This window comes from Shinella daejeonensis, from assembly GCF_024281235.1.
GTDB classification, from domain to species: Bacteria; Pseudomonadota; Alphaproteobacteria; order Rhizobiales; family Rhizobiaceae; genus Shinella; species Shinella daejeonensis.
This window is the reverse complement of record NZ_JAHWXY010000012.1, coordinates 17,756-40,215: the sequence shown is the minus strand read 5'-3', so window position 1 is coordinate 40,215 and position 22,460 is coordinate 17,756. Positions and strand designations below refer to the sequence as shown.

The 22,460-nt window shown below is 66.0% G+C and carries 20 protein-coding genes and 1 tRNA gene; 11 read left to right on the top strand and 10 right to left on the bottom strand.

Annotation, left to right across the window (positions count from 1 at the left end):
- Positions 1-51 precede the first annotated feature (51 nt).
- Positions 52-741, bottom strand: coding sequence for an HAD family hydrolase (locus KYK29_RS19695; protein WP_254692606.1), 690 nt, complete (start codon positions 739-741; stop codon positions 52-54).
- Positions 742-965: 224 nt separating this feature from the next.
- Here KYK29_RS19695 and KYK29_RS19690 point away from each other — a divergent pair, with 224 nt between their 5' ends.
- A complete protein-coding gene (locus tag KYK29_RS19690) occupies positions 966-2,096 on the top strand; it encodes a site-specific DNA-methyltransferase (RefSeq protein WP_254692605.1) in 1,131 nt (376 codons plus the stop codon).
- Positions 2,097-2,413: 317 nt separating this feature from the next.
- Here KYK29_RS19690 and KYK29_RS19685 read toward each other — a convergent pair whose 3' ends face one another.
- Positions 2,414-3,031, bottom strand: coding sequence for an HAD family hydrolase (locus tag KYK29_RS19685; RefSeq protein ID WP_254692604.1), 618 nt, complete (start codon positions 3,029-3,031; stop codon positions 2,414-2,416).
- Positions 3,028-4,122, bottom strand: a complete 1,095-nt coding sequence (mutY, locus tag KYK29_RS19680) for an A/G-specific adenine glycosylase (RefSeq protein ID WP_254692603.1) — start codon at positions 4,120-4,122, stop codon at positions 3,028-3,030. Before mutY ends, KYK29_RS19685 begins: the two co-directional genes overlap by 4 nt.
- Positions 4,123-4,224: 102 nt before the next feature.
- On the opposite strand from mutY, the gene KYK29_RS19675 reads away from it, so the two are divergent.
- The 5 genes from KYK29_RS19675 to ppdK all read left to right on the top strand — a co-directional run bounded on the left by KYK29_RS19675 (position 4,225) and on the right by ppdK (position 12,269).
- Entirely contained in the window at positions 4,225-4,737 is a 513-nt protein-coding gene (locus KYK29_RS19675; protein ID WP_254692602.1) for a DUF721 domain-containing protein, read from the top strand.
- Between the two features lie 147 nt (positions 4,738-4,884).
- On the top strand, positions 4,885-5,619 hold the full coding sequence (locus KYK29_RS19670) for a DsbA family protein (protein WP_254692601.1): 735 nt from the start codon (positions 4,885-4,887) through the stop codon (positions 5,617-5,619).
- 96 nt (positions 5,620-5,715) lie between these two features.
- Positions 5,716-9,180: a chromosome segregation SMC family protein gene (locus tag KYK29_RS19665; RefSeq protein ID WP_254692600.1), complete on the top strand. Its 3,465-nt coding sequence runs from the start codon at positions 5,716-5,718 to the stop codon at positions 9,178-9,180.
- A gap of 141 nt (positions 9,181-9,321) precedes the next feature.
- Positions 9,322-9,468, top strand: coding sequence for a hypothetical protein (locus KYK29_RS19660; RefSeq protein ID WP_254692599.1), 147 nt, complete (start codon positions 9,322-9,324; stop codon positions 9,466-9,468).
- 134 nt (positions 9,469-9,602) lie between these two features.
- On the top strand, positions 9,603-12,269 hold the full coding sequence (gene ppdK, locus KYK29_RS19655; RefSeq protein ID WP_254692598.1) for a pyruvate, phosphate dikinase: 2,667 nt from the start codon (positions 9,603-9,605) through the stop codon (positions 12,267-12,269).
- On the opposite strand, the gene KYK29_RS19650 is transcribed toward ppdK, so the two are convergent.
- Complete coding sequence (locus KYK29_RS19650) at positions 12,253-12,561, bottom strand: hypothetical protein (protein ID WP_254692597.1); 309 nt, start codon at positions 12,559-12,561, stop codon at positions 12,253-12,255. The two genes, ppdK and KYK29_RS19650, sit on opposite strands and share 17 nt — an antisense overlap.
- 134 nt (positions 12,562-12,695) lie before the next feature.
- A complete protein-coding gene (locus KYK29_RS19645) occupies positions 12,696-13,088 on the bottom strand; it encodes a hypothetical protein (RefSeq protein WP_254692596.1) in 393 nt (130 codons plus the stop codon).
- A 250-nt stretch (positions 13,089-13,338) separates the two neighbouring features.
- On the opposite strand from KYK29_RS19645, the gene KYK29_RS19640 reads away from it, so the two are divergent.
- Positions 13,339-14,244 (top strand): DUF1499 domain-containing protein, encoded by a 906-nt coding sequence (locus KYK29_RS19640; protein WP_254692660.1) that lies wholly within the window; start codon positions 13,339-13,341, stop codon positions 14,242-14,244.
- Here the strand turns inward: KYK29_RS19640 and KYK29_RS19635 are convergent, their stop codons facing one another.
- Together KYK29_RS19635 and KYK29_RS19630 are read right to left on the bottom strand one after the other, a co-directional pair.
- Entirely contained in the window at positions 14,245-15,180 is a 936-nt protein-coding gene (locus tag KYK29_RS19635; protein ID WP_254692595.1) for an MBL fold metallo-hydrolase, read from the bottom strand.
- A 7-nt stretch (positions 15,181-15,187) separates the two neighbouring features.
- Positions 15,188-15,484, bottom strand: coding sequence for a cupin domain-containing protein (locus tag KYK29_RS19630; RefSeq protein WP_254692594.1), 297 nt, complete (start codon positions 15,482-15,484; stop codon positions 15,188-15,190).
- 399 nt (positions 15,485-15,883) lie between these two features.
- Here KYK29_RS19630 and KYK29_RS19625 point away from each other — a divergent pair.
- Positions 15,884-15,958, top strand: a tRNA-Gln gene (locus KYK29_RS19625).
- A gap of 118 nt (positions 15,959-16,076) precedes the next feature.
- Here KYK29_RS19625 and KYK29_RS19620 read toward each other — a convergent pair.
- Entirely contained in the window at positions 16,077-16,412 is a 336-nt protein-coding gene (locus KYK29_RS19620) for a hypothetical protein (RefSeq protein ID WP_254692593.1), read from the bottom strand.
- Positions 16,413-16,667: 255 nt separating this feature from the next.
- On the bottom strand, positions 16,668-17,603 hold the full coding sequence (locus KYK29_RS19615) for an ABC transporter substrate-binding protein (protein WP_254692592.1): 936 nt from the start codon (positions 17,601-17,603) through the stop codon (positions 16,668-16,670).
- A gap of 433 nt (positions 17,604-18,036) precedes the next feature.
- On the opposite strand from KYK29_RS19615, the gene KYK29_RS19610 reads away from it, so the two are divergent.
- Both KYK29_RS19610 and KYK29_RS19605 read left to right on the top strand, forming a co-directional pair.
- A complete protein-coding gene (locus KYK29_RS19610; protein WP_254692591.1) occupies positions 18,037-19,542 on the top strand; it encodes a sugar ABC transporter ATP-binding protein in 1,506 nt (501 codons plus the stop codon).
- A 58-nt stretch (positions 19,543-19,600) separates the two neighbouring features.
- On the top strand, positions 19,601-20,623 hold the full coding sequence (locus tag KYK29_RS19605; RefSeq protein WP_254692590.1) for an ABC transporter permease subunit: 1,023 nt from the start codon (positions 19,601-19,603) through the stop codon (positions 20,621-20,623).
- Between the two features lie 62 nt (positions 20,624-20,685).
- Here the strand turns inward: KYK29_RS19605 and KYK29_RS19600 are convergent, their stop codons facing one another.
- Positions 20,686-21,465: an SDR family NAD(P)-dependent oxidoreductase gene (locus KYK29_RS19600; protein WP_254692589.1), complete on the bottom strand. Its 780-nt coding sequence runs from the start codon at positions 21,463-21,465 to the stop codon at positions 20,686-20,688.
- A 197-nt stretch (positions 21,466-21,662) separates the two neighbouring features.
- On the opposite strand from KYK29_RS19600, the gene KYK29_RS19595 reads away from it, so the two are divergent.
- Entirely contained in the window at positions 21,663-22,433 is a 771-nt protein-coding gene (locus tag KYK29_RS19595) for an L-iditol 2-dehydrogenase (RefSeq protein ID WP_254692588.1), read from the top strand.
- The last annotated feature ends 27 nt before the right edge of the window (positions 22,434-22,460 follow it).

Below are 22,460 nucleotides of genomic sequence, written 5' to 3'. Positions count from 1 at the left end.
ACCGCGGAACGATCGTTGCCGCGGTCTTTTCCGTTCGACGGGATCGCCGTGTCAGATCGCGTCCTGCCATTCGGCCAGCGCGGCGATGACGTCCGGCAGCTCGCTCATGCGCGAAATCACCGTTTCCGCACCCGCTTCGGTCAACTGGTCGGCATGGGAGGGATAGCTGTGCGACGCGCCGGTGAAGCCGACGACGCGCATGCCGGCGGCGCGCGCGCCATGGATGCCGTGCACGGAATCCTCGACCACCAGCGTGTTGGCCGGATTGGCGTTGAACTGCCTTGCGCCGTGCAGGAAGATGTCCGGCTTCGGCTTCACGCGGTCCGGGCCGAGATCCTTGGCCGAATAGATATGCGGCGCGAAGACCTCCCGGAGCCCGACCTTGCCGAGCATCATCGCCAGCCGGTCGGAGGAGGAATTGGAGCAGACGCAATAGGGCTTGCGCAGCCGCGACAGCGCCGCCTTGACGCCGTCGATCGCCTCGACCTCGGCGGCGAGCCGCGCGTCGAGCAGCTTTTCCGACTGGTCGAGCAGCGAGGCGGAAAGGGGGATCGCCGCCTCCCGTTCGATGGTCAGCAGGATATTGTGCCAGGTCATGCCGGAGAAGCGCTCGCCCATCTCCTCGACGCCGATCGGATAGCCGGCTCCGGTCAGAAGCCGCGATTCCACTTCCGCCGCGATGATTTCCGAATCGACGAGAACCCCGTCGCAGTCGAAGATGATGAGATCGAAACCGTCCATGTCCCTGCCGTCTTTCCAAAGGGCGACCGCGCCCGTAAAGCCGGGGGGTTCCCTACACGAAGGGGGCGCCGGGGACAATTGCCGTTTGCGAAGACGAGCCATGCGCGGTGTTTCGCAGGAAGGTCGCGTGGCGATCTTTTTTGCCGGGCTTTCAGGCTTTGGTAACCATCTTCGGTAACCATGAGCGCATCGAAGTTCCGAGTAAGCGTATCAGCGAGTATCAAATGCCATCTGTTCTTTCGCTTGCAGACGTCGCGCGTGCGCCTCGCCAGGCCCGCTGGCTGGACACCATCATCAAGGGGGATTGCGTCGCGGCGCTGGAAGCCCTGCCGAACAAGTCCGTCGACGTGATCTTTGCCGATCCGCCCTATAATCTTCAGCTGGGCGGCACGCTGCACCGGCCCGACCAGTCGCTGGTCGACGCCGTCGACGACGCATGGGACCAGTTCGCCTCCTTTGCGGCCTATGACGCCTTCACCCGCGCCTGGCTGCTGGCCTGCCGCCGCGTGCTGAAGCCGACGGGCACCATCTGGGTGATCGGCTCCTACCACAATATCTTCCGTGTCGGCGCGACGTTGCAGGATCTCGATTTCTGGATCCTCAACGACATCGTCTGGCGCAAATCCAACCCGATGCCGAACTTCAAAGGCCGCCGCTTCCAGAACGCCCATGAAACGCTGATCTGGGCGAGCCGCGATCCCAAGGCCAAGGGCTATACCTTCAACTACGACGCGATGAAGGCTGCCAACGACGACGTCCAGATGCGCTCCGACTGGCTGTTTCCGATCTGCAACGGCAACGAGCGGCTGAAAGGCCCGGACGGCAAGAAGGTCCATCCGACGCAGAAGCCGGAAGCGCTGCTCGCCCGTATCCTGATGGCCTCCACGAAACCCGGCGATATCGTGCTCGACCCGTTCTTCGGGTCCGGCACCACGGGCGCGGTGGCGAAGCGTCTTGGCCGCCGCTTCGTCGGAATCGAGCGCGAGCAGGATTATATCGACGCCGCCCGCGCGCGTATCGATGCGGTCGAACCGCTCGGCAACGCGACGCTTTCGGTGATGAGCGGCAAGAAGGCCGAGCCGCGCGTCGCCTTCAACACGCTCGTGGAAAGCGGTCTCCTGAAGCCCGGAACGGTGCTGACCGACGCGCGCCGCCGCTACAGCGCCATCGTGCGCGCCGACGGCACGCTCGCCTCGGGCGCGGAGGCCGGCTCCATCCATCGCCTCGGCGCCAGGCTCCAGGGTCTCGATGCCTGCAACGGCTGGACCTTCTGGCACTATGCCGACGGCACGGCGCTGAAACCGATCGATGACCTGCGCGCCGTCGTGCGCGCCGATATGGCCGGCCTCGGATAGGCCGCCGGACCTGTCTTTCGCTTTTCTCCAGCCGCGGCCTCCGGTGTCCCTGCACCGGGGGCTGTGGCTGTTTGCGCATCGGTTTTCCGGGCTGCGGCGTCGGCCGGAAATTCGTGTCCGGCGGGCCTCGCGTTCAATCGATGTTAACCATCGCCGGCCTAGTCTTTCGTCCAGAGACATCAGCCGGCCACGCAAGGCGCGGGGTCGGGGTCGATGCGCTGAAATCGCCTTTCCGGTTTTCGTACCTTCAGTCCCGGAAATGCGAAAACGCCCGGGGTCCGTCGGACCCCGGGCGTTTCGTTTTGAGGGCGAAAGCGTCAGATCGCCAGGCCGTATGCGGCCAGATCGCTCCGCAGTTTGTCCGCGCCGGAAAAATGCACGGCCTGCCAGCCGGCATCGCGCGCCGCCTCGACGTTTATCGGCGTGTCGTCGATGAACAGCGTATGGGCGGGATCAAGATCGAAGTCGCCGGCGTGCTTTTCGTAGATCGCGCGATCCGGCTTGATCAGCTTCACTTCGCCGGAGACCGTCACGCCGCGCGGCAGCTCGAGGAAGGGATACATGACCCGCGCTTCCCTGAAGGTGTCGGCGGCGAAATTCGTCAGCATCGTCACGTCGCGGCCCTCATCGATCAGCGCCGTCATGATGGCGACGCTGTCGTCATAGGCGTGCGGCACCATCTCGCGCCAGTGCTTGCGGAAGGCGCGGATATGATCCTGGCGCTCCGGATGATCGGCGATCAGCAGCGTCTCGGCTTCCTCCCAGCTGCGGCCGCGATCCTGCTCCATGTTCCACTCATGGGTGCAGAGGTTGGCGAAGAACCATTCGCGTTCCGCCGTGTCCGGGATGATCCGGCTGAAGGGCAGGTGGGGATCGTAATGGATCAGCACCTTGCCGATGTCGAAGACGATGTGCCGGATATCGACATTGCTCATGGAAACCTCGCTTTCACAAATGCTTCGGGAACAGCCTGCCTTATTGCCTTCTTCATGACGGTGGGCAAGGCCTCGCCGGAAAGCGTCTCGCGCGGCTGCCACCAGCCGTCGCCATCGCCGTCGCCGTCCGGGGCGGCCTGCGGCGCGCGCGCGTGATAGACGCTCAGGCGCAGTTCGAAATGGGTGAAGACATGGGTGATGACGCCGCAGGCCCGCCAGGCCGCCGGGAAGGGGGCGGCCTCTGCGCCGGTTTCGCCGTCCTGGCGTGCGGTCCAGCCGGTGCCGGGGACCTCCGTCATGCCGCCGAGCAGGCCGCTTGCCCGGCGCTTGCGCAGATAGATCGCGCCCTCGGCGGTCTCGGCGACGAAGGCCGCGCCGAGGCGCACCGGCCGGGCCTTCTTTTCCGCCTTGCGCGGGAAAAGCTCCGGGTCCTGCCGGCCCGACACGCGGCAATCGGTGTTGAGCGGACAGAGCGCGCAGGCGGGCCGCCGCGGCGTGCAGATCGTCGCGCCGAGATCCATCATCGCCTGAGCGAAATCACCGGGCCGTGACGCCGGCGTCATCGCCGCGACGAGGGCGCGCATGGCGGGTTTGGCGGCCGGAAGCGGCGTCTCGACCGCATGGAGCCGCGCGATGACCCGCTCGACATTGCCGTCGAGCACCGCGCTTTGCCGATCGAAGGCGATGGCGGCGATCGCCGCCGCCGTATAGTCGCCGATGCCCGGCAGCGCCTTCAGCGCCGTCTCGGTATCGGGGAAGACGCCGCCATGTTCGAAGGCGACGGCCTCGGCGCATTTCTTGAGATTGCGCGCCCGGGCGTAATAGCCGAGCCCCGCCCAGGCCTTCATCACCTCCTCGCTTTCGGCGCGGGCAAGATCGAAAACGGTCGGCCAGCGCGTGGTGAAGGCGATGAAATAGCGTTTCACCGCCTGAACGGTGGTCTGTTGCAGCATCACTTCGGAAAGCCAGACCCGATAGGGGTCGGCCCGCGCGCCGCGCGCCGCCATGGACGGGCTCACCCGCCAGGGCAGGTCCCGGTGATGCCGGTCATACCAGGAAAGAAGGCGTTCGGCGGAAGGGGTAGCGGTCATGATTTGCCTGATGGAATATCCGGTCCTATAACTGGCCGACCCGGCGGCGATCTTCAAGCCGCGGCCGGAAGAACGGCAGACAGAGGTTCGAAAGACGACGCGATGAAAGCTACGTCCCGGCGCGGCATTGTCCAGATCAGCGAAGTGGCCAACGCGCTCATCGATCCGGTGCTGGCCCGGCGCGCCGGCATCAACACCATGCTGCTGGGTTCCTGGGAGGAGATCGCGGGAGCGGAATTCGCCGAATGCACCCGGCCGGAACGCATCGCCTGGCCGCGCCGCGCCTCGGAGATGACCGGCGAGGGCGGCGGCCATCAGTCGGGCGTCCTCACCGTCGCCTGCGAGGGCGCGCGCGCCCTCTTCCTCAGCCATAGGCAGGGTGAGATCGTCCAGCGCATCAACGGGTTTTTCGGATTTCCGGCGATCGGCCAGCTGCGCATCGTGCAGAAACCCGTGACGGCCGGGCAGCGCCACCGCCCGAAGCCGCGCCCGCTGACCGGCGAGGCCGCCCGCCATCTCGACGATCTGGTTTCCGGCATCGAGGGCGATGCGCTGAAGGCCGCTCTGCGCCGGCTCGGAACGGGCGTGCTCGGCCGGCGGAAAACGCCGCGTTGAAGGCTGCTTGCGCAATCGCCCCGCGTGCAACCATCGTGCGGTCACAATTCTTTGAAGTGTCTGGCGGCGGCCATGCTTGTTCCCGCCCGAAAGCGGGTATAACGGGTGATCGCGCCACAACCTGCATTCCTTCCGACAGGAGAGATCATGTCCCCTTCCGAACCGCGCCTCATGAAGCGCCTTTTCTCCGGCGTCGCCGTCGCAACGCTCGCCCTGACGCTGGCCGCTTGCAGCGACGAGACGAAGGAGACCGCCGCGGCTCCCGAGGCCGGCCAGGTGTCCTCCGAGACCACGGCCTCGACGGCGAGCGCCGCGGAATTGCCGGCTTCCGACGGCAATGTCGACATGGCCGAGGTGCTGAAGCCCGGACCCTTGCCCGAAATGGCGCTCGGCCAGGACGATGCGCCGGTCACCATCGTCGAATATATGTCGGCGACCTGCCCGCATTGCGCCGTCTTCCACAATGAGACGCTGGAGCCGATCAAGGAGAAATACATCGACTCCGGCAAGGTGCGTTTCATCCTGCGCGAATTTCCGTTCGACCCGCGCGCCGCGGCGGCCTTCATGCTGGCGCGCTGCGCGCCGCCGGAGCAGTATTTCCCGATGATCGCCATGCTGATGAAGCAGCAGGAAACCTGGGCGGCGGCCGAGGACGGCCGCGCGGCGCTGCTGCAAATGTCGAAGCTCGCCGGTTTTACCGAGGATAGTTTCAAAGCGTGCTTGACGAACCAGAAGCTTCTGGATGATGTGAACACGGTACGCGAACGGGGTGCCAAGGAATTCGGCGTCAATTCGACGCCGACGTTCCTGATCAACGGCAAGCGTTATACGGGAGCCATGTCGGTTGACACCATGTCGGCCCTCATCGACAGCATGCTCTGATCGTCCGGCCGGACTTGCAGCGGGCGGCGGCGGAAGCCGCACGCCCGCTTTTCATCCGGCGGCGGAAGAGGGGGGCGCTGGCCGCCCGGCCGGCCCATGAGGTTCACCAGGCTCCGCCTTCTCGGTTTCAAATCCTTCGTCGAGCCCACGGAATTCTCCATCGAACGGGGGCTGACCGGCGTCGTCGGTCCGAACGGCTGCGGCAAGTCGAACCTCGTCGAGGCGCTGCGCTGGGTGATGGGGGAGAATTCCTACAAGAACATGCGCGCGTCCGGCATGGACGACGTCATCTTCTCCGGCTCCGGCAACCGGCCCGCGCGCAACACCGCCGAGGTCGGCCTCTATCTCGACAATTCGGACCGCACCGCCCCCGCCGCCTTCAACGATGCCGACGAGATCCAGGTGACGCGCCGCATCGAGCGCGAGAACGGCTCGGTCTACCGCATCAACGGCAAGGAAGCGCGCGCCAGGGATGTGCAGCTTCTCTTCGCCGATGCCTCCACCGGAGCGCGCTCGCCCTCCATGGTCGGGCAGGGGCGCATCGGCGAACTGATCCAGGCCAAGCCCCAGGCCCGCCGGCAGCTGCTGGAAGAGGCGGCCGGCATCTCCGGCCTGCATTCCCGCCGCCACGAGGCGGAACTGCGGCTGCGCGCCGCCGAAACCAATCTCGAACGGCTGGATGACGTCACCTCGCAGCTGGAGAGTCAGATCGAGAGCCTGAAACGGCAGTCGCGCCAGGCGAACCGCTTCAGGATGCTGTCGGCCGATATCCGCCGCCATGAGGCGATGCTGCTGCATATCCGCTGGACGCAGGCGAAGGAGGCGGAGGCGGAGGCCGAAAGCCAGCTCAACAACGCGACCTCCCTCGTCGCCGCGCGGGCGCAGGCGCAGATGGAGGCGGCGAAGGAGCAGGCGGTCGCCAGCCTCAAGCTGCCGGAATTGCGCGAAAACGAGGCGAAGCTCGCGGCCGCGCTGCAACGGCTTCAGATCGCCCGCGCGCAACTGGAAGAGGATTCCGTCCGGCTCGCGCGCCGCCGTGACGAGCTTTCCCGCCGCATGGTGCAGCTTGCGGAGGATATTTCCCGCGAAGAGCGCATGGTGGCCGACAATGCCGCCGTGCTGGAACGGCTGGAGGCGGAGGAAGCGGAGATCGGCGAGATCCTCGCCGAGGCCGACGAGCGCGCCGAGGCCGCGCGGGAGACGATGGAGGCGGCCGCCGCCAGGCTTGCCGCAAGCGAGCAGGCCCTTGCCGATGTCACCGCCCGGCGCGCCGAGGCGCTGGCGCTTCGCAACCAGCTTGAAAAGGCGATCCGCGACCTTTCCGACCGTCGCCTGCGGCTTGGCCAGCAGCTCGATGCGCAGGCCCGCGAACTTCAGGAGATGGACGTCCGCATCGCCGCGCTTCCCGATCCGGAAGAACGCCGCGCCGCCGTCCAGGCGGCCGGGGCGGCGCTGGAGGAAGCCGGCGAGATGCTGGCCCTCGTGGAGGAAGCGCTGGAGGAAGCCCGCTTTGCCGAATCGGCCCTGCGCGGCCCTGTCGACGCCGCGCGTGCGCGGCTTGGCGGCATCGAGACCGAAGCGCGCACCATCCGCCGCATGCTGGAGGCCGGTGCGGCCGGTGGCTCCTTCGCGCCCGTCGTCGAGGACGTGCATGTGGATCGCGGCTATGAGACGGCGCTCGGCGCGGCGTTCGGCGACGATCTCGACTCGCCCGCCGATCCCGAGGCTCCCGCCCATTGGCGGCTCGCTGGCGACGGGGCGGGCGATCCCGGCCTGCCGGCGGGCGTCACGGCGCTGATCGAGCATGTCCGCGCGCCCGCCGTGCTGCGGCGGCGGCTGGCCCAGATCGGCGTTGCGGCGGATGTCGGGGAAGCGCTTGCCCTTCTGCCGCAACTGAAAGCCGGCCAGCGGCTGGTGACCCGCGACGGCGCGGTCGTCCGCTGGGACGGTCATATCACCGGCGCCGATGCGCCAAGTGCTGCGGCGCTGCGGCTGGAGCAGAAGAACCGGCTCGGCGAACTGGAGGCCGAACTGGAAGAGGCGCGCGGCGCGCTTTCCGCCGCCGAAGCCGGGCTTGTCCGCGCCGGCGAGACGATCCGCGCCGAGATGCAGCGTCAGCAGGCCGCGCGCGAGGCCCAGCGTGGGGCCGCTCGCGCGCTCGGCGAAGCGCGCGAGGCTCTGGAAGAGGCCGAGCGGGCCTCCGGCGACCTCATCCGCCGCCGCGCCGTCCTGTCGGAAACCCGCATTCAGATCGAGGCGCAGGCGGAGGAGGCCGCCGTCGGTCTGGAGGACGCCCGCGCCGCGCTGGAGGAGGGCCCCGACCTTGCCGATCTCGATACGCGCCTTGCGGCGCTGGCCATGGAGGTTGCGACCGACCGGGCGACGGTGGCCGAGGCGCGCGCCGGTCATGACGGGCTTTCCCGCGAGATGGCGGATCGCCGCCGCCGCCTGATGACGATCTCCGCCGAACGCGAGACCTGGACCAGCCGGGCCGCCAATGCGGAAAGCCACATAGCGACGCTTCGCGAGCGCGAGGCGGAAGCCGCCGGCGAGATGGAGCGGCTGGCCGAGGCCCCGGAGGAGATCGAGGACAAGCGCCAGGCGCTGCTGACCGGCCTCGCCAATGCCGAAACCGCCCGGCGGGAGGCCGCCGATGCGCTTCAGGAGGCGGAAAACCGCCAGCGCGAGGCCGACCGCGTCGCCGTGACGGCGCTGTCGCAGCTCGCCGAATCGCGCGAGACGCGCGGCCGGACGGAGGAACGCCTCGTTTCGGCCCGCGAACGGCGGCTGGAGGGCGAGGCGCGCATCCGCGAGGCCTTGGCCTGCGGCCCGCATGAGGCGCTGCGGCTCGCCGATCACCCGGCCGACGCGCCGCTTCCCGATCCGCGCGAACGCGAGCGGGAACTCGAGCGGCTGAAAATCGAGCGCGAGCGTCTCGGCGCGGTCAATCTCCGGGCGGAGGAGGAGCAGAAGGAGCTTTCCGAGCGCCTCGCCGCGCTGGTTGCCGAGCGGGAGGATATCATCGAGGCGATCCGCAAGCTGCGCTCGGCCATCCAGAGCCTCAATCGCGAGGGGCGCGAGCGGCTGCTGGCCGCCTTCGATGTCGTCAACGTGCAATTCCAGCGTCTTTTCACCCATCTCTTCGGGGGCGGCACGGCGGAACTGCAACTGATCGAGAGCGACGACCCGCTGGATGCCGGCCTCGAAATCCTCGCCCGCCCGCCGGGCAAGAAGCCGCAGACCATGACGCTGTTGTCCGGCGGCGAGCAGGCGCTGACGGCCATGGCGCTGATCTTCGCCGTCTTTCTCACCAATCCCGCGCCGATTTGCGTGCTCGACGAGGTCGACGCGCCGCTCGACGATCACAACGTCGAGCGGTTCTGCAACCTGATGGACGAGATGGCCGCCTCCACCGAGACCCGTTTCGTCATCATCACCCATAACCCCATCACCATGGCGCGCATGGACCGTCTGTTCGGCGTCACCATGGCCGAGCAGGGCGTCTCCCAACTCGTATCGGTGGATCTCCAGGCGGCCGAGCGCCTGCGCGAGGCGTCGTAGAGCGGTTCCGAAAACCGGAACCGGCTTTGCGTCCGGAATTGCTTTGACGCCGATACGAGCCCGCTACCGGAACAAAACAGGCTGCCAATCGTTTCATCGCCGTTCGCCCGAACAGGCGGATTTCGAGACATGGGGATTTTCGTGAACAGAAACGCACTTTACATGATTATCGGCGCGCTTATCGTGGTGGTCGCCGGGTTTTCCTATTATGCCTATCAGCAGGAGAAGAAGCCGGACGGCGTCGAGATCCGCCTCGGCGAGGACGGGCTTTCCATCGAGGGGAACTGACGGGCGGCGGATGACGCTTCCGGATGCTGCAATGCGCTCAATAAATTGGTGCATTGCAGCAAAATTCTTGCGTCAGCGGATTTCCAACGGATTTCACTTCCTGTAGGCTCCCGGGCTGCATTTGGGAGGCGGTAATGGAGAAGTGGGTCTATACCTTCGGGGCGGGCCGTGCCGAGGGAGGCGCGGGCGAGCGCAATCTCCTGGGCGGGAAGGGCGCGAATCTGGCGGAGATGTGCAATCTCGGCCTTGCGGTGCCGCCGGGCCTCACCATCGTCACTGCCGCCTGCAACCATTATTATGAAAACGGCCGCGCCTTTCCCGACGGGCTGAAGGAGCAGGTCCGGCAGGGCTTGCGCCAGATGGAGGCGATCACCGGCCGCGTCTTCGGCGATACCGGCAAGCCTCTCCTCTTGTCCGTCCGCTCCGGCTCGCGCGCTTCCATGCCGGGCATGATGGATACGGTGCTGAACCTCGGCCTCAACGACCGGACGGTCGAGGCGCTCGGCCATGACGCCGGCGACGCGCGCTTCGCCTGGGATAGCTACCGCCGCTTCATCCAGATGTATGGCGATGTCGTCATGGGGCTCGATCATGAGGTCTTCGAGGATATCCTCGAGGATGAGAAGGCCCATTTCGGCCATGAGCACGACACCGAGCTTTCCGCCGCCGAATGGCAGGAGGTGATCGCCCGCTACAAGGCGATGATCGTCGAGGAACTGGGCGAACCCTTCCCGCAGGATCCGGAGGTCCAGCTCTGGGGGGCCATCGGCGCGGTCTTCGCAAGCTGGATGAACGCCCGCGCCGTCACCTATCGGATGCTGCACAATATCCCGGCCGTCTGGGGCACCGCCGTCAACGTGCAGGCGATGGTCTTCGGCAATCTCGGCAATTCCTCTGCGACGGGTGTCGCCTTCACGCGCAATCCCTCCACCGGCGAGAAGGCGCTTTACGGCGAGTTCCTCGTCAATGCGCAGGGCGAGGATGTCGTTGCCGGCATCCGCACGCCGCAGAATATTACCGAGGTGGCGCGCCTTTCCTCCGGCTCCGACCGGCCGTCGCTGGAAAAGCTGATGCCGGAGGCCTTCGCCGAGTTCTGCGCGATCTGCGACCGGCTTGAACGGCACTATCGCGACATGCAGGATCTGGAATTCACCATTGAGCGCGGCAAGCTGTGGATGCTTCAGACCCGCTCCGGCAAGCGCACCGCCCGGGCCGCGCTGAAGATCGCGGTCGATATGGCCGACGAGGGACTGATCAGCGAGGGCGAGGCCGTATCGCGCATCGATCCCGCCTCCCTCGACCAGCTCCTCCATCCGACCATCGATCCGCGCGCCAGCCGTCAGGTGATCGGCTCGGGTCTGCCCGCCTCGCCGGGTGCCGCGACAGGCGAAATCGTCTTCACCTCGGAAGAAGCCGTGCAGGCGGAAGGGGAGGGACGGAAGGTCATCCTCGTGCGCGTCGAGACCAGCCCGGAGGATATTCACGGCATGCATGCCGCCGAGGGCATCCTGACGACCCGCGGCGGCATGACCAGCCACGCCGCCGTCGTCGCGCGCGGCATGGGCATCCCTTGCGTCTCCGGCGCGGGAACCCTGCGCGTCGATCTGCGCGATCATCTGCTGATCGCCCAGGGACTGACGCTGAAGGCGGGCGATGTCATCACCATCGACGGCTCTTCCGGCCAGGTGCTGAAGGGCGAGATCCCGATGCTTCAGCCCGAGCTTTCCGGCGATTTCGGCCGCATCATGGAGTGGGCCGACCGGACGCGGCGCATGAAGGTGCGCACCAATGCCGAGACGCCGGCGGATGCGCGCGCCGCCCGTGCCTTCGGCGCGGAAGGCATCGGCCTTTGCCGCACCGAGCATATGTTCTTCGAAGGCAGCCGCATCAATGTCATGCGTGAGATGATCCTCGCCGGAGACGAAGCGGGGCGCCGGGCGGCGCTCCAGAAGCTGCTGCCCATGCAATGCGCGGATTTTTCGGAACTCTTCGAGATCATGCACGGCCTGCCGGTGACGATCCGCCTGCTCGATCCGCCGCTGCATGAATTCCTGCCCAAGACGGACGCGGAGATCGTCGAGGTCGCCGCCGCGCTTTCGATCGACGAGGCGGCGTTGCGCCAGCGCGTCGACGCGCTGCACGAGTTCAATCCGATGCTCGGCCATCGCGGTTGCCGTCTGGCGATCTCCTATCCCGAGATCGCCGAGATGCAGGCCCGCGCGATCTTCGAGGCGGCGGCCGTCGCCGCGCGCAAGACCGGCGCTGCCGTGGTGCCGGAAATCATGGTGCCGCTGGTCGGGCTCAAGGAGGAGCTGGATTATGTGAAGGCGCGCATCGACGCCGTCGCCCGCTCTGTCGTCGCCGGGACGGGCGTGACGATCGACTATCTCGTCGGCACGATGATCGAACTGCCGCGCGCGGCGTTGCGCGCCCATGTCATCGCCGAATCGGCGGAATTCTTCTCCTTCGGCACCAACGACCTGACGCAGACCACCTTCGGCATTTCGCGCGACGACGCCTCGGCCTTCCTGACGACCTATATCCAGAAGGGAATTGTCGAGCAGGACCCGTTCGTGCAGCTGGATTTCGACGGTGTCGGGGAGTTGATCCGCATCGCCGCCGAACGCGGCCGCAGGACGCGGGACGATCTCAAGCTCGGCATCTGCGGTGAGCATGGCGGCGATCCCGCCTCGATCCGCTTCTGCGAGGATGCGGGACTGGACTATGTGTCCTGTTCGCCTTTCCGCGTGCCGATCGCCCGGCTCGCGGCGGCGCAGGCGGCTTTCAACGGCAGGGCCTGACCTTGCAATCGCGGGGGCGGTGGGTGTCGCGCCGCCTTTCGCGCTCCCGCACCACGTAGACCCTCGGCTCATGGCCAAAGGCCAGATGCGTGTCGTAGTAGCGCATGCTGCGGACATTGGCGGACCGGTTGAGGTCGATGCGCTGGAGGCATTCCGCGAAGGCCGTGGTGCCCTGCCGGAAACCGTAGGAGAGGCATTTCTCCTCGTCTGCGGCCCGACGCTCGGCAACGCTCTGGCAGCCGGCCGCAAGCAGGGCGACAAGGGCGAAGGCGGTGATGCGAAGGATGGTCATGATCGTGCCCCGGATGAGGAAGGATGCGCATTGAAATAGAGGAGCGCCGCCCGTTCGGCAAGGAATTGCTCTATCTCTTTATTCTAGCCGCATTTCCGGACGCAAAACCGTTTCACACTTTTGCTGGAAATGCTCTAGAGGCGCTCCAGAAGGCCGATAAAGGCCTGCGCGAACCGTTTCAGTCCTTCCGTGCGCTCGTCGGGATATTCGACCCGGATCGTCCGGCCTTCGGCGTCGAGCAGGGCGAGCACCACCCGCGCGTCCTCCGACTGCGGATCGGGTACGCGCAAGGCGGCGATCCGGGTGCAATTGTCGGCAAGATCGGAGGCGGGCAGTTCGAACAGGAACTCGCCGTTAAGACGCTTTGCGGCCACGCGCAGGATTTCGGCAAAATCGCTTTCGCCGGGGTCGAGACCGTCCAGCGCCAGTTCCAGTTCGACCAGATCGAGCGGCAGGGCCGCTTCGCGGCCGGCGGCCGCTGTCGTCGCCGGGGCGTGCTGGTCGGAAGCGTCTTGCGGCTGCAACATCTTCGTCTCCTTTTTGTCCCCCGGATTCGGAAAGATTTGTTAACGAGCATGGCATTTTTGCGGCAACCGGTCGCAGAAGCGCCGAAGGGCGGCCTTCGGCGGGCGCATGAAGGAGGGGGCCGGCGTCGGCCGGATGGAAATGCGCGCCATCCTGCGCTAAAGCAATTCCAGGAAAAGTGCGAAGCGGCTTTCCGTCCGGAATGGCGTAAAACAAGGAAACGGAGGCGGGAAGGACGGCGAGGCGATGACGATCACCATCCGGTACGAAAGGCCCTTTTCCCACGCGGCGCATTGGTCGCGCCGGATGGCGCTGATCGCCTGCCTGCTCTTTCTTGCGGCAGGCCTCTCGCATCGCTTCGGGCCGCTGACGACGCCGCATTTCCTGGCGCTTGCGCTGTTTTCCGCCGGTTTGGCCGCCGTCGCGGCGCTGCTGGCCGTGATCGGGCTGGTGCAGCTGTGGCAGGTCGGCGCGCGCGGCGGCAAGGCGGCCTTTACCGCGCTGCTATTGTCGCTGCTGCCGCTCGGCGCCACCGGAATTTTCACGCTGGCCTATCAGCAGCGCCCGCCGCTCTACGATGTGACGACGGACGTCGCCGCGCCGCCCCGCTGGCTTCAGGAGCCCGCCGCCGATCAGGACTGGCTGCCGCCGCGCCATGCGGTGACCGCGCGCGACCGCGCCGTGCAGGCGGCGGCCTATCCGGGGCTGGCCGGCCGGCGCTATGATGGCGCGCTCGACCGCGTCTACCAGGGGGTGCGCAAGGTCGCCGCCGCCTATGGCGTCACGATCGCCCGCGAGGAAGGGCTCGACAATATCCTGACCGATCTGGAGGACCTCGTCGTGCCGTCGGGCGAGGTCCGCCCCGGTGCGGATCTGCTGGCGGAGGTGCCGATCCCGGAGGCGCGCCCGCTGGAGATGCCGCTCGGCCCCCGGGTCGAAGGCCCGAACGACGTTCTCCTCCAGGGGGAATGGCGCTCGCCTGTCGCCGGCTTCCGCTTCGATCTCGTCATCCGCCTCCGGGAAGAGGCGGAGACGACGCTGGTCGATATGCGCGCGGCCTCCCGCTACGGTCCGCATGACCTTGGCCTCGGCGATGCGTTCGTCGAGGATTATCTGAAGGCGCTCGACGCCGAGCTTCTGGGCATCGCCGGCGGCTGATCAGCCGCCGGCTGCGGGGAAATAGAGCCCGCCGAGCGCGGGCGGCCCCTCGGTCACGACGTCGCCGCGGGCGACGAGATCCTCCAGATGCGCGAGCACCGAAAGGGCGGCCGCCCCATGCAGGCGCGGGTCCGTGTCGCGGTAGATGGCCCGCACCATGTCGGGGATCTTCCGGTCGCCGGCGCGGATGCGCTCGCGCACCGCCCGTTCGCGCATGCGCCGGTGGGTGCGCAGTCCGCGCAGGAAAGCGGACGGCTGGCGCACCGGCCCGCCGTGACCGGGAAGATACAGGCGGTCGTCACGCAGGAGCAGCATGTCGAGAGAGGCCATATAGTCCGCCATCGAGCCGTCCGGCGGGGCGACGATCGTCGTCGCCCAGGCCATGACGTGATCGGCGGAAAACAGGATGCCCTCCGGCCCGTCGAGGGCGAAGGCGGCGTGATTGGCGGTATGGCCGGGCGTCAGCAGCGCCGTCATCGCCCAGCCGTCGCCTTCCACCTTTTCGCCATGGCGGATCGCCCGGTCGGGAGAAAAGCCGGTATCGGAGCTTTCGGCAAACGGGTTCGTCTCGCCGGCATGCAATTCGCGCGATGCGCGATGGGGACCTTCGGCGACGATCAGCGCGCCGGTCTCCGCCTTGAGCCGGCGGGCGAGCGGCGCATGGTCGCGATGGGTATGGCTGACGAGGATATGGGTGACCTCGCGGCCCGCAAGCGCCGCCATCAGCGCGGAAAAATGCGCGTCGTCCTCCGGCCCGGGGTCGATGACCGCCACGGACCGGTCGCCGACGATATAGCTGTTGGTGCCATGGAAGGTGAAGGGGCCGGGGTTGTTGACCGTGATGCGCTCGACGTTCGGGGCCACCGGCACGCTCTCGCCATGGGCCGGGCGGAAGTCGAGGTCGAAATGCGGTCTGTTTTCGCTGTCGTCGCTCACGGCCGGCTCACTTGTATTCGATTTCGATGAAGCTCATCGGCTGTTTGCCGCCGTTGACGACGTTATGCGCCACGCCGGCCTCTCGCCGGTAGACCGCGCCGGCCTTCGTATGCACCCGCCTTTCGCCCGTTTCCTCCTCGATGAGGAACTCGCAATCCGTCATCGGCACGACGACATAGCCCAGGCCGTGGACGTGATGGCCGGTGTCGGCCCCCGGCTCGAAATCCCAGCGCGTCACGCGCACCATCGCATCGTCGAGAAGGACGGTGGAAACGGCTGGCGGACGCGCGCGAAACGGGGGCATGGCAGGCTCCTGGAGGATGGTTCCGGCCACGATGGCCGGTTTCACGGGACCCTATCGGCGCCGTTCCCGCCTGCCAAGCGCATTTGTCGGAACTCGCATGCCAAAGAGGGAGCGGCCGGAAAGCGGGGCGGCGCCCGCCAGACGTCCCGGCCGCCGTTCCGGCGTCCGCAGACATTGCCGCAAGGGCCGGCGCCTGTGGAAGACTGTGTCCGAGAGCATTTCCAGCAAAAGTGTGCAGCGGTTTTTCTTCCGAAAATAAAGCAAAAACAAATAGATAGGGCGGTTCTACCGCTTCTGTGAGAACCGGAATCGTTAGAGGGGGTAACTTAGCCGTTGTCCGATGCGTTCGGCTTTGCTATCAGCTTCCCGCCCGGGCCGCTCGCGCCGCCCGCGCCGCGTTGGGGCGTAGCCAAGCGGTAAGGCAGCGGTTTTTGGTACCGCCATTCCCTGGTTCGAATCCAGGCGCCCCAGCCATCCGTTTTCCCCGCCGGAATATTGTCTTTGCGCTTGCCTGCCGCCCGTCCGGCCGTGGCGCAAATGAAAAGACCGCGCGGATTGGCGCGGTCCTGCGTCTTTCGTGCGGCATGTCCGGTCAGCCGGCGGCGTCCAGCACTTTCTCGCAATGGGAGGGGCCGCCTTTGGGGTCCGGGCGGTCGACGGCCGCGCGGATGGTGCGAATGCGATAGTCGCCGTCGACGGTGAGGTCCACCTGGCAGGAGCGGCCCTTGGCATAGCCCCCGCGCCATTTGTAGAGCGTCGTCCCGCCGGGGCCTTCCATGTCCGACAGCGGCGGACCATAGGCGGCGAAGAAACTGCCGGCCGTCTTGCCGTTCCAGCGCGCCTGGAGCGGATTGGAGGCAACGGAGGCGGTGGTGCAGCCTGCGGCGGCAAGCGCGAGGCCTGCCAGGATTGCAATGCGGGACTTCATGGACGTCTTATCCTCGGGCTTCGATGCGGCGGCGGGGAAATGCCTTGCGCCGGGTTCGCAAAGGCCATAGCGCAGCCCGCCGGAAAGGGGAATCGGCTTGCGCCGATCTTTGCCGGCTTGCGGGATCGAAGCGCGGGAAATCTTGCGGATTTGCAACAGTGGCGGGCAGACCGGCCGGTGGGCCGGGTGAAGGGGCCGCGCCGGCTTGCGGCCGCAAGGGGTGCCGGCGGGGCCTTCCCCCGCCGGCGGAAGCGGTTACTCGGCGGCGTTCCAGCCCTTGTGACCGGACACATTGTCCGGGGTGATGAGAACCGGTGTGAGCAGTGTCTTCACCTGTTCCGGCTGCTTGCCGTTCAACAGGTCGTTTCCTGCCCGCACGGCCCGCACCGCCATTTCGTAAGGGTCCTGGGATGCCGAGGCGTGGATCTTCGTGGCCGGGTCCTTGATCGCCTCCTCGACGTCGGGGGAGCCGTCGACGCTGGTGATGAAGAAGTCGTCGCGATTGACCTGCCGCATCGCCAGCGAGGCGCCGATCGAGGAGGGGTCGTTGATGCCGAAAACCGCGTCGATCTTCGGGAAGCGCACCATGAGGGCCTGCATGACCGCAAGGCCGCCGTCGCGCGATCCCTTTCCGTCCTGATCGCTGGAAAGCACCTTGATGCCGGGGGCTTTCTCGAATGCCTGGTTGCAGCCCTTGATCCGGGCGACGACGGACGAAACCTGCGGACCGTTGATGATCACCACATTGCCTTCGCCGTTGAGCCGGTCGACGATGTACTGGCAGGACATTTCTCCGGCTGCGACATTGTCCGTCATGAAGATGGCGTCTTCGCCTTCCGCTTCCTCGTCGACGCCGACGACGAAGATGCCGGCCGCCTGGGCGCGCTTGATGGCGGCGCCAAGGGCGCGCGGATCGACCGCGTCAAGAACGATGAAATCGACACCCGCCGCCACGAAGCTGTCGATCTGCTGCATCTGCTTCGACAGGTCGTAGTCGGAGGCGACCACGGTGACCTTGACGTCCGGGTTGATCTTTTTCGCTTCCGTTTCGACGCCACGGGAAATGGCGGTGAAGAAGGGATTGCCCAGCGAGCCGACGGAAACGCCGATCTTGGACAGGGTCTTCGCATGCGCTGGCGAGACGATGGCGGTGGCTGCGAGCGCTGCGGCGAAAAGCAATTTCAGTTTCATGGGCTGGCTCCTCCTGGCTTGGCAGGCCCGCAGGATGCGGCCTGTCCGGACTCCCGTGCGCAAGCTATGGGCGCTGGTCACAGAGAGTCAAGACATATGCGTAATCTAATCGACAAATGTTTCAATTGATGAATTGCGTGAAATGCAACTTTTGTAAAATCTATTCATCAAAAGTCGTTGACAGTGATTGCCGCTGACGGATAGTTTCGTCATCGGGCGAAGGGCCGGCCTCAAGGATCCGCTATCGGGGAGGACTGATGGCGGGATGAGAGGCGGGGTCCTGCGTCGTGTCGCTGGAGGAGTGAGCGCCTATGACATCCGCATCTGTTTTTCGTGTCGCATCGAAAGGCCGGGAGGCGCTGGCCGCCGGGTTCCGTCGCGGAACGGAAAGCCGCGAAGCCCGATAGAAGCCTTATCTGACAAGGTGATCCCGATGACCACTGCCGACACCGCATATCTGCGGATGGAGAATGTCTCCAAGACCTTTGGGCGAATACAGGCATTGTCGAATGTCTCGCTCGATGTTCGCCTGGGGGAAATCCATGCCCTCATGGGGGAAAATGGAGCGGGCAAGTCCACGCTCATGAAAATCCTGTCGGGAGCCTATCTGCCCGATCCGGGTTCCGCGATCTTCATCGACCGAAACCGCGTTTCGATCACCGGTCCCCAGTCGGCCCAGACCCTCGGCATCTCCATCATCTACCAGGAGCTGTCGCTGGCGCCCAACCTGACCGTTGCCGAGAACATCTATCTCGGCCGGGAGATCGCGCGAAATCGCTTCGTCAGCCGTTCGGCGATGGAAGCGGGGGCTGCCGACATCCTGAGGCGGCTCAACGCGAGCTTCGGTCCCCGTGACAAGGTCGCCCGGCTTTCGATCGCCGAGCGGCAACTCGTGGAGATCGCCCGCGCGCTGAACTTCAAATGCCGGATACTGGTGATGGACGAACCGACCACCACGCTGTCGGAGCGGGAGACGGAGCGGTTGTTCCAGCTGATGCGTCAGTTGCGCTCCGAGGGCATGGCGATCGTATATATCAGCCATCGCATGAGCGAAGTCTACGAACTCGCCGACCGGGTCTCGGTCCTGCGGGACGGTGCGTATGTCGGAACGCTCGATCGCCCGGAAATCGCGCCTGAAACGGTCGTGCGGATGATGGTCGGCCGCGACCTCGGCTCTTTCTACAAGAAGGCCCATTCCGTCGGCGGGGGGCCGGGAACGGTTGCGGTCCGCGTCCGCGATGTCGGCGACGGACGGCGGATCCATGGATGCAGCTTCGATGTTCACCATGGCGAAGTGCTTGGTATCGCCGGGCTGGTCGGGGCGGGACGGACGGAACTTGCCCGCCTCGTCTATGGCGCCGACCACCGCGCGGGCGGAACCATAGAACTGGAGGGCCGGGCACTCGATATCCGTACCCCTCTCGACGCGCAGAAAGCCGGCATCGCCTATCTCACCGAGGATAGAAAGCAGCTTGGCCTGTTCCTCGACATGAGCGTCTCGGAGAATCTCAATCTCGGGGTGATCGAGAAGGATTCGAAATTCGGATTCCTCGATCGGATCATGGCGCGCCGGCGCAGCCGGAAGGCGACGGCCGCCCTCAACATCAAGGCGGCCTCTTCCGATGCCGCCGTCGGCGGCCTGTCGGGCGGAAACCAGCAGAAGGTCCTTCTGGCGCGCCTGCTCGAAACGGGCCCGCGCTTCCTGATCCTCGATGAGCCGACGCGCGGCGTGGATATCGGCGCCAAGTCCGAAATCTACAAGCTTATCGACGAAGTCGCGAAATCGGGAATGGCGGTGGCCGTCATCTCCTCCGAACTGGCGGAAATCGTGGGGATTTGCGACCGCGTGATCGTCATGCGCGAGGGGCGCGTCGCCGGGTCGCTCAAGGGCTCCGAAATCACGCAGGAAAACATCATGGCGATCGCCACCGCCGCCTGAACTTGCCGCCGGACCTCGATCATGAGGCTAGCCTGAATTCATATCCGATGGGAACGACATGACACCGCTAGACACTTCGACACAACAGATTGAAATCCGGAAGCGCTCGGTCGGGGCGACGATCCAGGCGGCGGGCATGCTTCCCGTCCTTATCCTGATCGTATTGCTCTTCCAGGTGCTCTCTTCCTATGTGGAGACGGGCGAGCTGTCATGGGCGGCCGGCCGGTTTCTTTCCATCGGAAACCTGTCCATCGTCGCCCAGCAGGCCTCGATCAACACGGTGCTCGCCGCAGGCATGACATTCGTCATTCTGACCGGCGGCATCGATCTTTCCGTCGGCTCCATCCTCGCCGCATCGGCCATGTCCGCCCTGCTGGTGTCGCTGATGCCCGGCCTGGAGCATCTGGGATTGCCGGCGGCCCTGCTGATCGGTCTGGCGCTCGGCGCGGTCAATGGCGCGCTGATCGCCTTCGCGAAGCTCCCTCCGTTCATCGTTACGCTGGGTTCGATGACGGCGGTGCGAGGTTTCGCCCGTTTCCTCGGCAGTGATAACACCGTCTTCAACTCGGACCTTTCGTTCGCGTTCATCGGCAACGGGACACTGTTCGGCGTGCCGTGGCTCATGGTCATCGCGCTGGCGACGGTCGTCGTGTCCTGGATCGTCCTGCGGCGGACCGTGCTTGGCGTGCGGATCTATGCGGTGGGGGGAAATCCGGATGCCGCGCGGCTATCCGGCATCAAGGTCTGGTGGGTCCTGCTTTTCGTTTACGGCGTTTCCGGCCTGCTTGCCGGCCTTGGCGGGGCGATGTCGGCGGCCAGGCTCTACGCCGCCAACGGCCTTCAACTGGGCCAGTCCTACGAACTGGACGCGATCGCTGCCGTCATCCTCGGCGGCACGAGCTTTGTCGGAGGCGTGGGCTCGATCTGGGGAACGCTCGTCGGGGCGATGATCATCGCCGCCCTGTCCAACGGTCTCATCCTGACCGGCGTCAGCGATATCTGGCAGTTCATCATCAAGGGGTTCGTCATCATCGGCGCGGTGGCCCTCGACCGCTACCGGGTGGCCGGCGCGCGCACCTGATATCGGGTCGCTTGTGGATCGGAACCGGCCGGGCCATGACCCGGCCGGTTTCCTTCGCCGGGTCAGAAGACGACATTGCCGACGACGTAGCCGCCATCGACTGGAAGATCGGTCGCCGTGATATATTCCGCCGCCGGCGAAGCGAGAAACACCGCATAACCAACCAGATCGGCGGTGGTGCCCCAGCGCTGGAGCGCCGTTCGGCCGGCGACCAGCGCCTCGCTTTCCGGCCTGCTCCACAGCGGCTTCGTCATGTCCGTCTTGTGGTATCCCGGCGAGATCGCGTTCACGCGGATGCCGTCCTGCCCGTAGGAATGCGCAAGAGCCCGCGTCAGCCCGAGCACGCCCGTCTTGCTGGCGGTATAGCCCACCACGTTGGATTTCCCCTCGACGAGGTAGCTCAGCATCGACGAGATGTTGATGATCGTTCCCCGGGAGGCGGACAACAGCTTGCGGCCGGCCTGCGCCATGCGCATCATGGCGACGAGGTTTACGTCGATCACATCGGCGAATCTGGTCATGTCGTCGAGTTCGGCGCCTCCATGGCTGATGCCGGCGCAATTCACCAGCACGTCGAGACGGTCGAGGTCCGACATGAGCGCATTCACGGTGCTTTCGTCGCGCACGTCCAGTTGGCGGAATTCGATCCCGGCATTTTCCGGCCGGCCGCTCTCGCGATCCAGCTTCTCCCTAGACGTTCCGGTCGCGATGACGGTGGCGGACAGGGCCGCAAACCCCCGTGCAAGCTCGATGCCGATACCGCTCGTGGCGCCGGAGACGAGCACGGTCTTGCCCTGGAACAGGTCTTTTCGGAAAGGCGACAGGGCGTTGCTGATGGACATGCATTCTCCTCCTCGGGGAAAACGGGTTGGTAACGGGGGATCCGGCCGCCCGACGCTTCGTCGTCAAGACGATGGGCGGGCGGCGCAAGGGAGTTTAGTGTGCAACATATGATAAATCAATTAGACATTTGTCGTTGACCGGTCGATTCGCGAGGATTAGAAATGGCGTCATCGACAGACCAGCGCGGGAGCGGCACATGAAGCTTGAGGGGAAGGTGGCCATCGTCACGGGCGGCGCCAGAGGCATCGGCGAGGCGATCGTCAGGGCCTATGCGGCAGAGGGTGCCAATGTGGTGATCGCCGACGTCGAGAAGGAGGCGGGCCTGGCGCTGGCCTCCGCGCTCGGAGAGAAGGCGCTGGCCCTGTCGCTCGACGTGCGGGACAGGGAGTCCATCGGCCGGGCCGTCGACGCGGCGGAGGCGCACTTCGGACGGATCGATATTCTCGTGAACAATGCGGGCGTGTTCGACATGGCTCCGCTCGACGAGATCACCGTCGAGATGTATCGCCGCCAGTTCGACGTCAATGTCGGCGGCCTGATCTTCATGACCCAGGCGGTCGCGGAGCGGATGCGCGCCCGCGGGCAGGGCGGCGTGGTGATCAATATGTCCTCGCAGGCGGGCCGGCGCGGCGAAGCCAACGTCATCCTCTATTGCGCGGCGAAGGCGGCGGTCATCAGCATCACGCAGTCGATGGCGCTCGAACTGATCCGCGATGGCATCCGGGTGAACGCGATCGCGCCGGGGGTCATCGATACGCCGATGTGGGACCGGGTCGACGCGCTTTTTGCGAAATACGAAGGGTTGCCGCCGGGTGAGAAGAAGAAACGTGTCGGCAAGGCCGTTCCCTTCGGGCGCATGGGATTGACCTCGGACTTCGTCGGCCCGGCCGTTTTCCTCGCCTCGGACGATTCCGCCTATGTCGTCGCCCAGACGCTCAATGTCGACGGCGGCAACTGGATGAGTTGACCGCCGGCGGAACCGTCTTCCGCCGGC

Coding starts and splice junctions, on each gene's coding strand:
- KYK29_RS19695 (WP_254692606.1), bottom strand. CDS start 741: ATGGACGGTTTCGATCTCATCATCTTCGACTGCGACGGGGTTCTCGTC.
- KYK29_RS19690 (WP_254692605.1), top strand. CDS start 966: ATGCCATCTGTTCTTTCGCTTGCAGACGTCGCGCGTGCGCCTCGCCAG.
- KYK29_RS19685 (WP_254692604.1), bottom strand. CDS start 3,031: ATGAGCAATGTCGATATCCGGCACATCGTCTTCGACATCGGCAAGGTG.
- mutY (WP_254692603.1), bottom strand. CDS start 4,122: ATGACCGCTACCCCTTCCGCCGAACGCCTTCTTTCCTGGTATGACCGG.
- KYK29_RS19675 (WP_254692602.1), top strand. CDS start 4,225: ATGAAAGCTACGTCCCGGCGCGGCATTGTCCAGATCAGCGAAGTGGCC.
- KYK29_RS19670 (WP_254692601.1), top strand. CDS start 4,885: ATGTCCCCTTCCGAACCGCGCCTCATGAAGCGCCTTTTCTCCGGCGTC.
- KYK29_RS19665 (WP_254692600.1), top strand. CDS start 5,716: ATGAGGTTCACCAGGCTCCGCCTTCTCGGTTTCAAATCCTTCGTCGAG.
- ppdK (WP_254692598.1), top strand. CDS start 9,603: ATGGAGAAGTGGGTCTATACCTTCGGGGCGGGCCGTGCCGAGGGAGGC.
- KYK29_RS19650 (WP_254692597.1), bottom strand. CDS start 12,561: ATGACCATCCTTCGCATCACCGCCTTCGCCCTTGTCGCCCTGCTTGCG.
- KYK29_RS19645 (WP_254692596.1), bottom strand. CDS start 13,088: ATGTTGCAGCCGCAAGACGCTTCCGACCAGCACGCCCCGGCGACGACA.
- KYK29_RS19630 (WP_254692594.1), bottom strand. CDS start 15,484: ATGCCCCCGTTTCGCGCGCGTCCGCCAGCCGTTTCCACCGTCCTTCTC.
- KYK29_RS19620 (WP_254692593.1), bottom strand. CDS start 16,412: ATGAAGTCCCGCATTGCAATCCTGGCAGGCCTCGCGCTTGCCGCCGCA.
- KYK29_RS19615 (WP_254692592.1), bottom strand. CDS start 17,603: ATGAAACTGAAATTGCTTTTCGCCGCAGCGCTCGCAGCCACCGCCATC.
- KYK29_RS19610 (WP_254692591.1), top strand. CDS start 18,037: ATGACCACTGCCGACACCGCATATCTGCGGATGGAGAATGTCTCCAAG.
- KYK29_RS19605 (WP_254692590.1), top strand. CDS start 19,601: ATGACACCGCTAGACACTTCGACACAACAGATTGAAATCCGGAAGCGC.
- KYK29_RS19600 (WP_254692589.1), bottom strand. CDS start 21,465: ATGTCCATCAGCAACGCCCTGTCGCCTTTCCGAAAAGACCTGTTCCAG.
- KYK29_RS19595 (WP_254692588.1), top strand. CDS start 21,663: ATGAAGCTTGAGGGGAAGGTGGCCATCGTCACGGGCGGCGCCAGAGGC.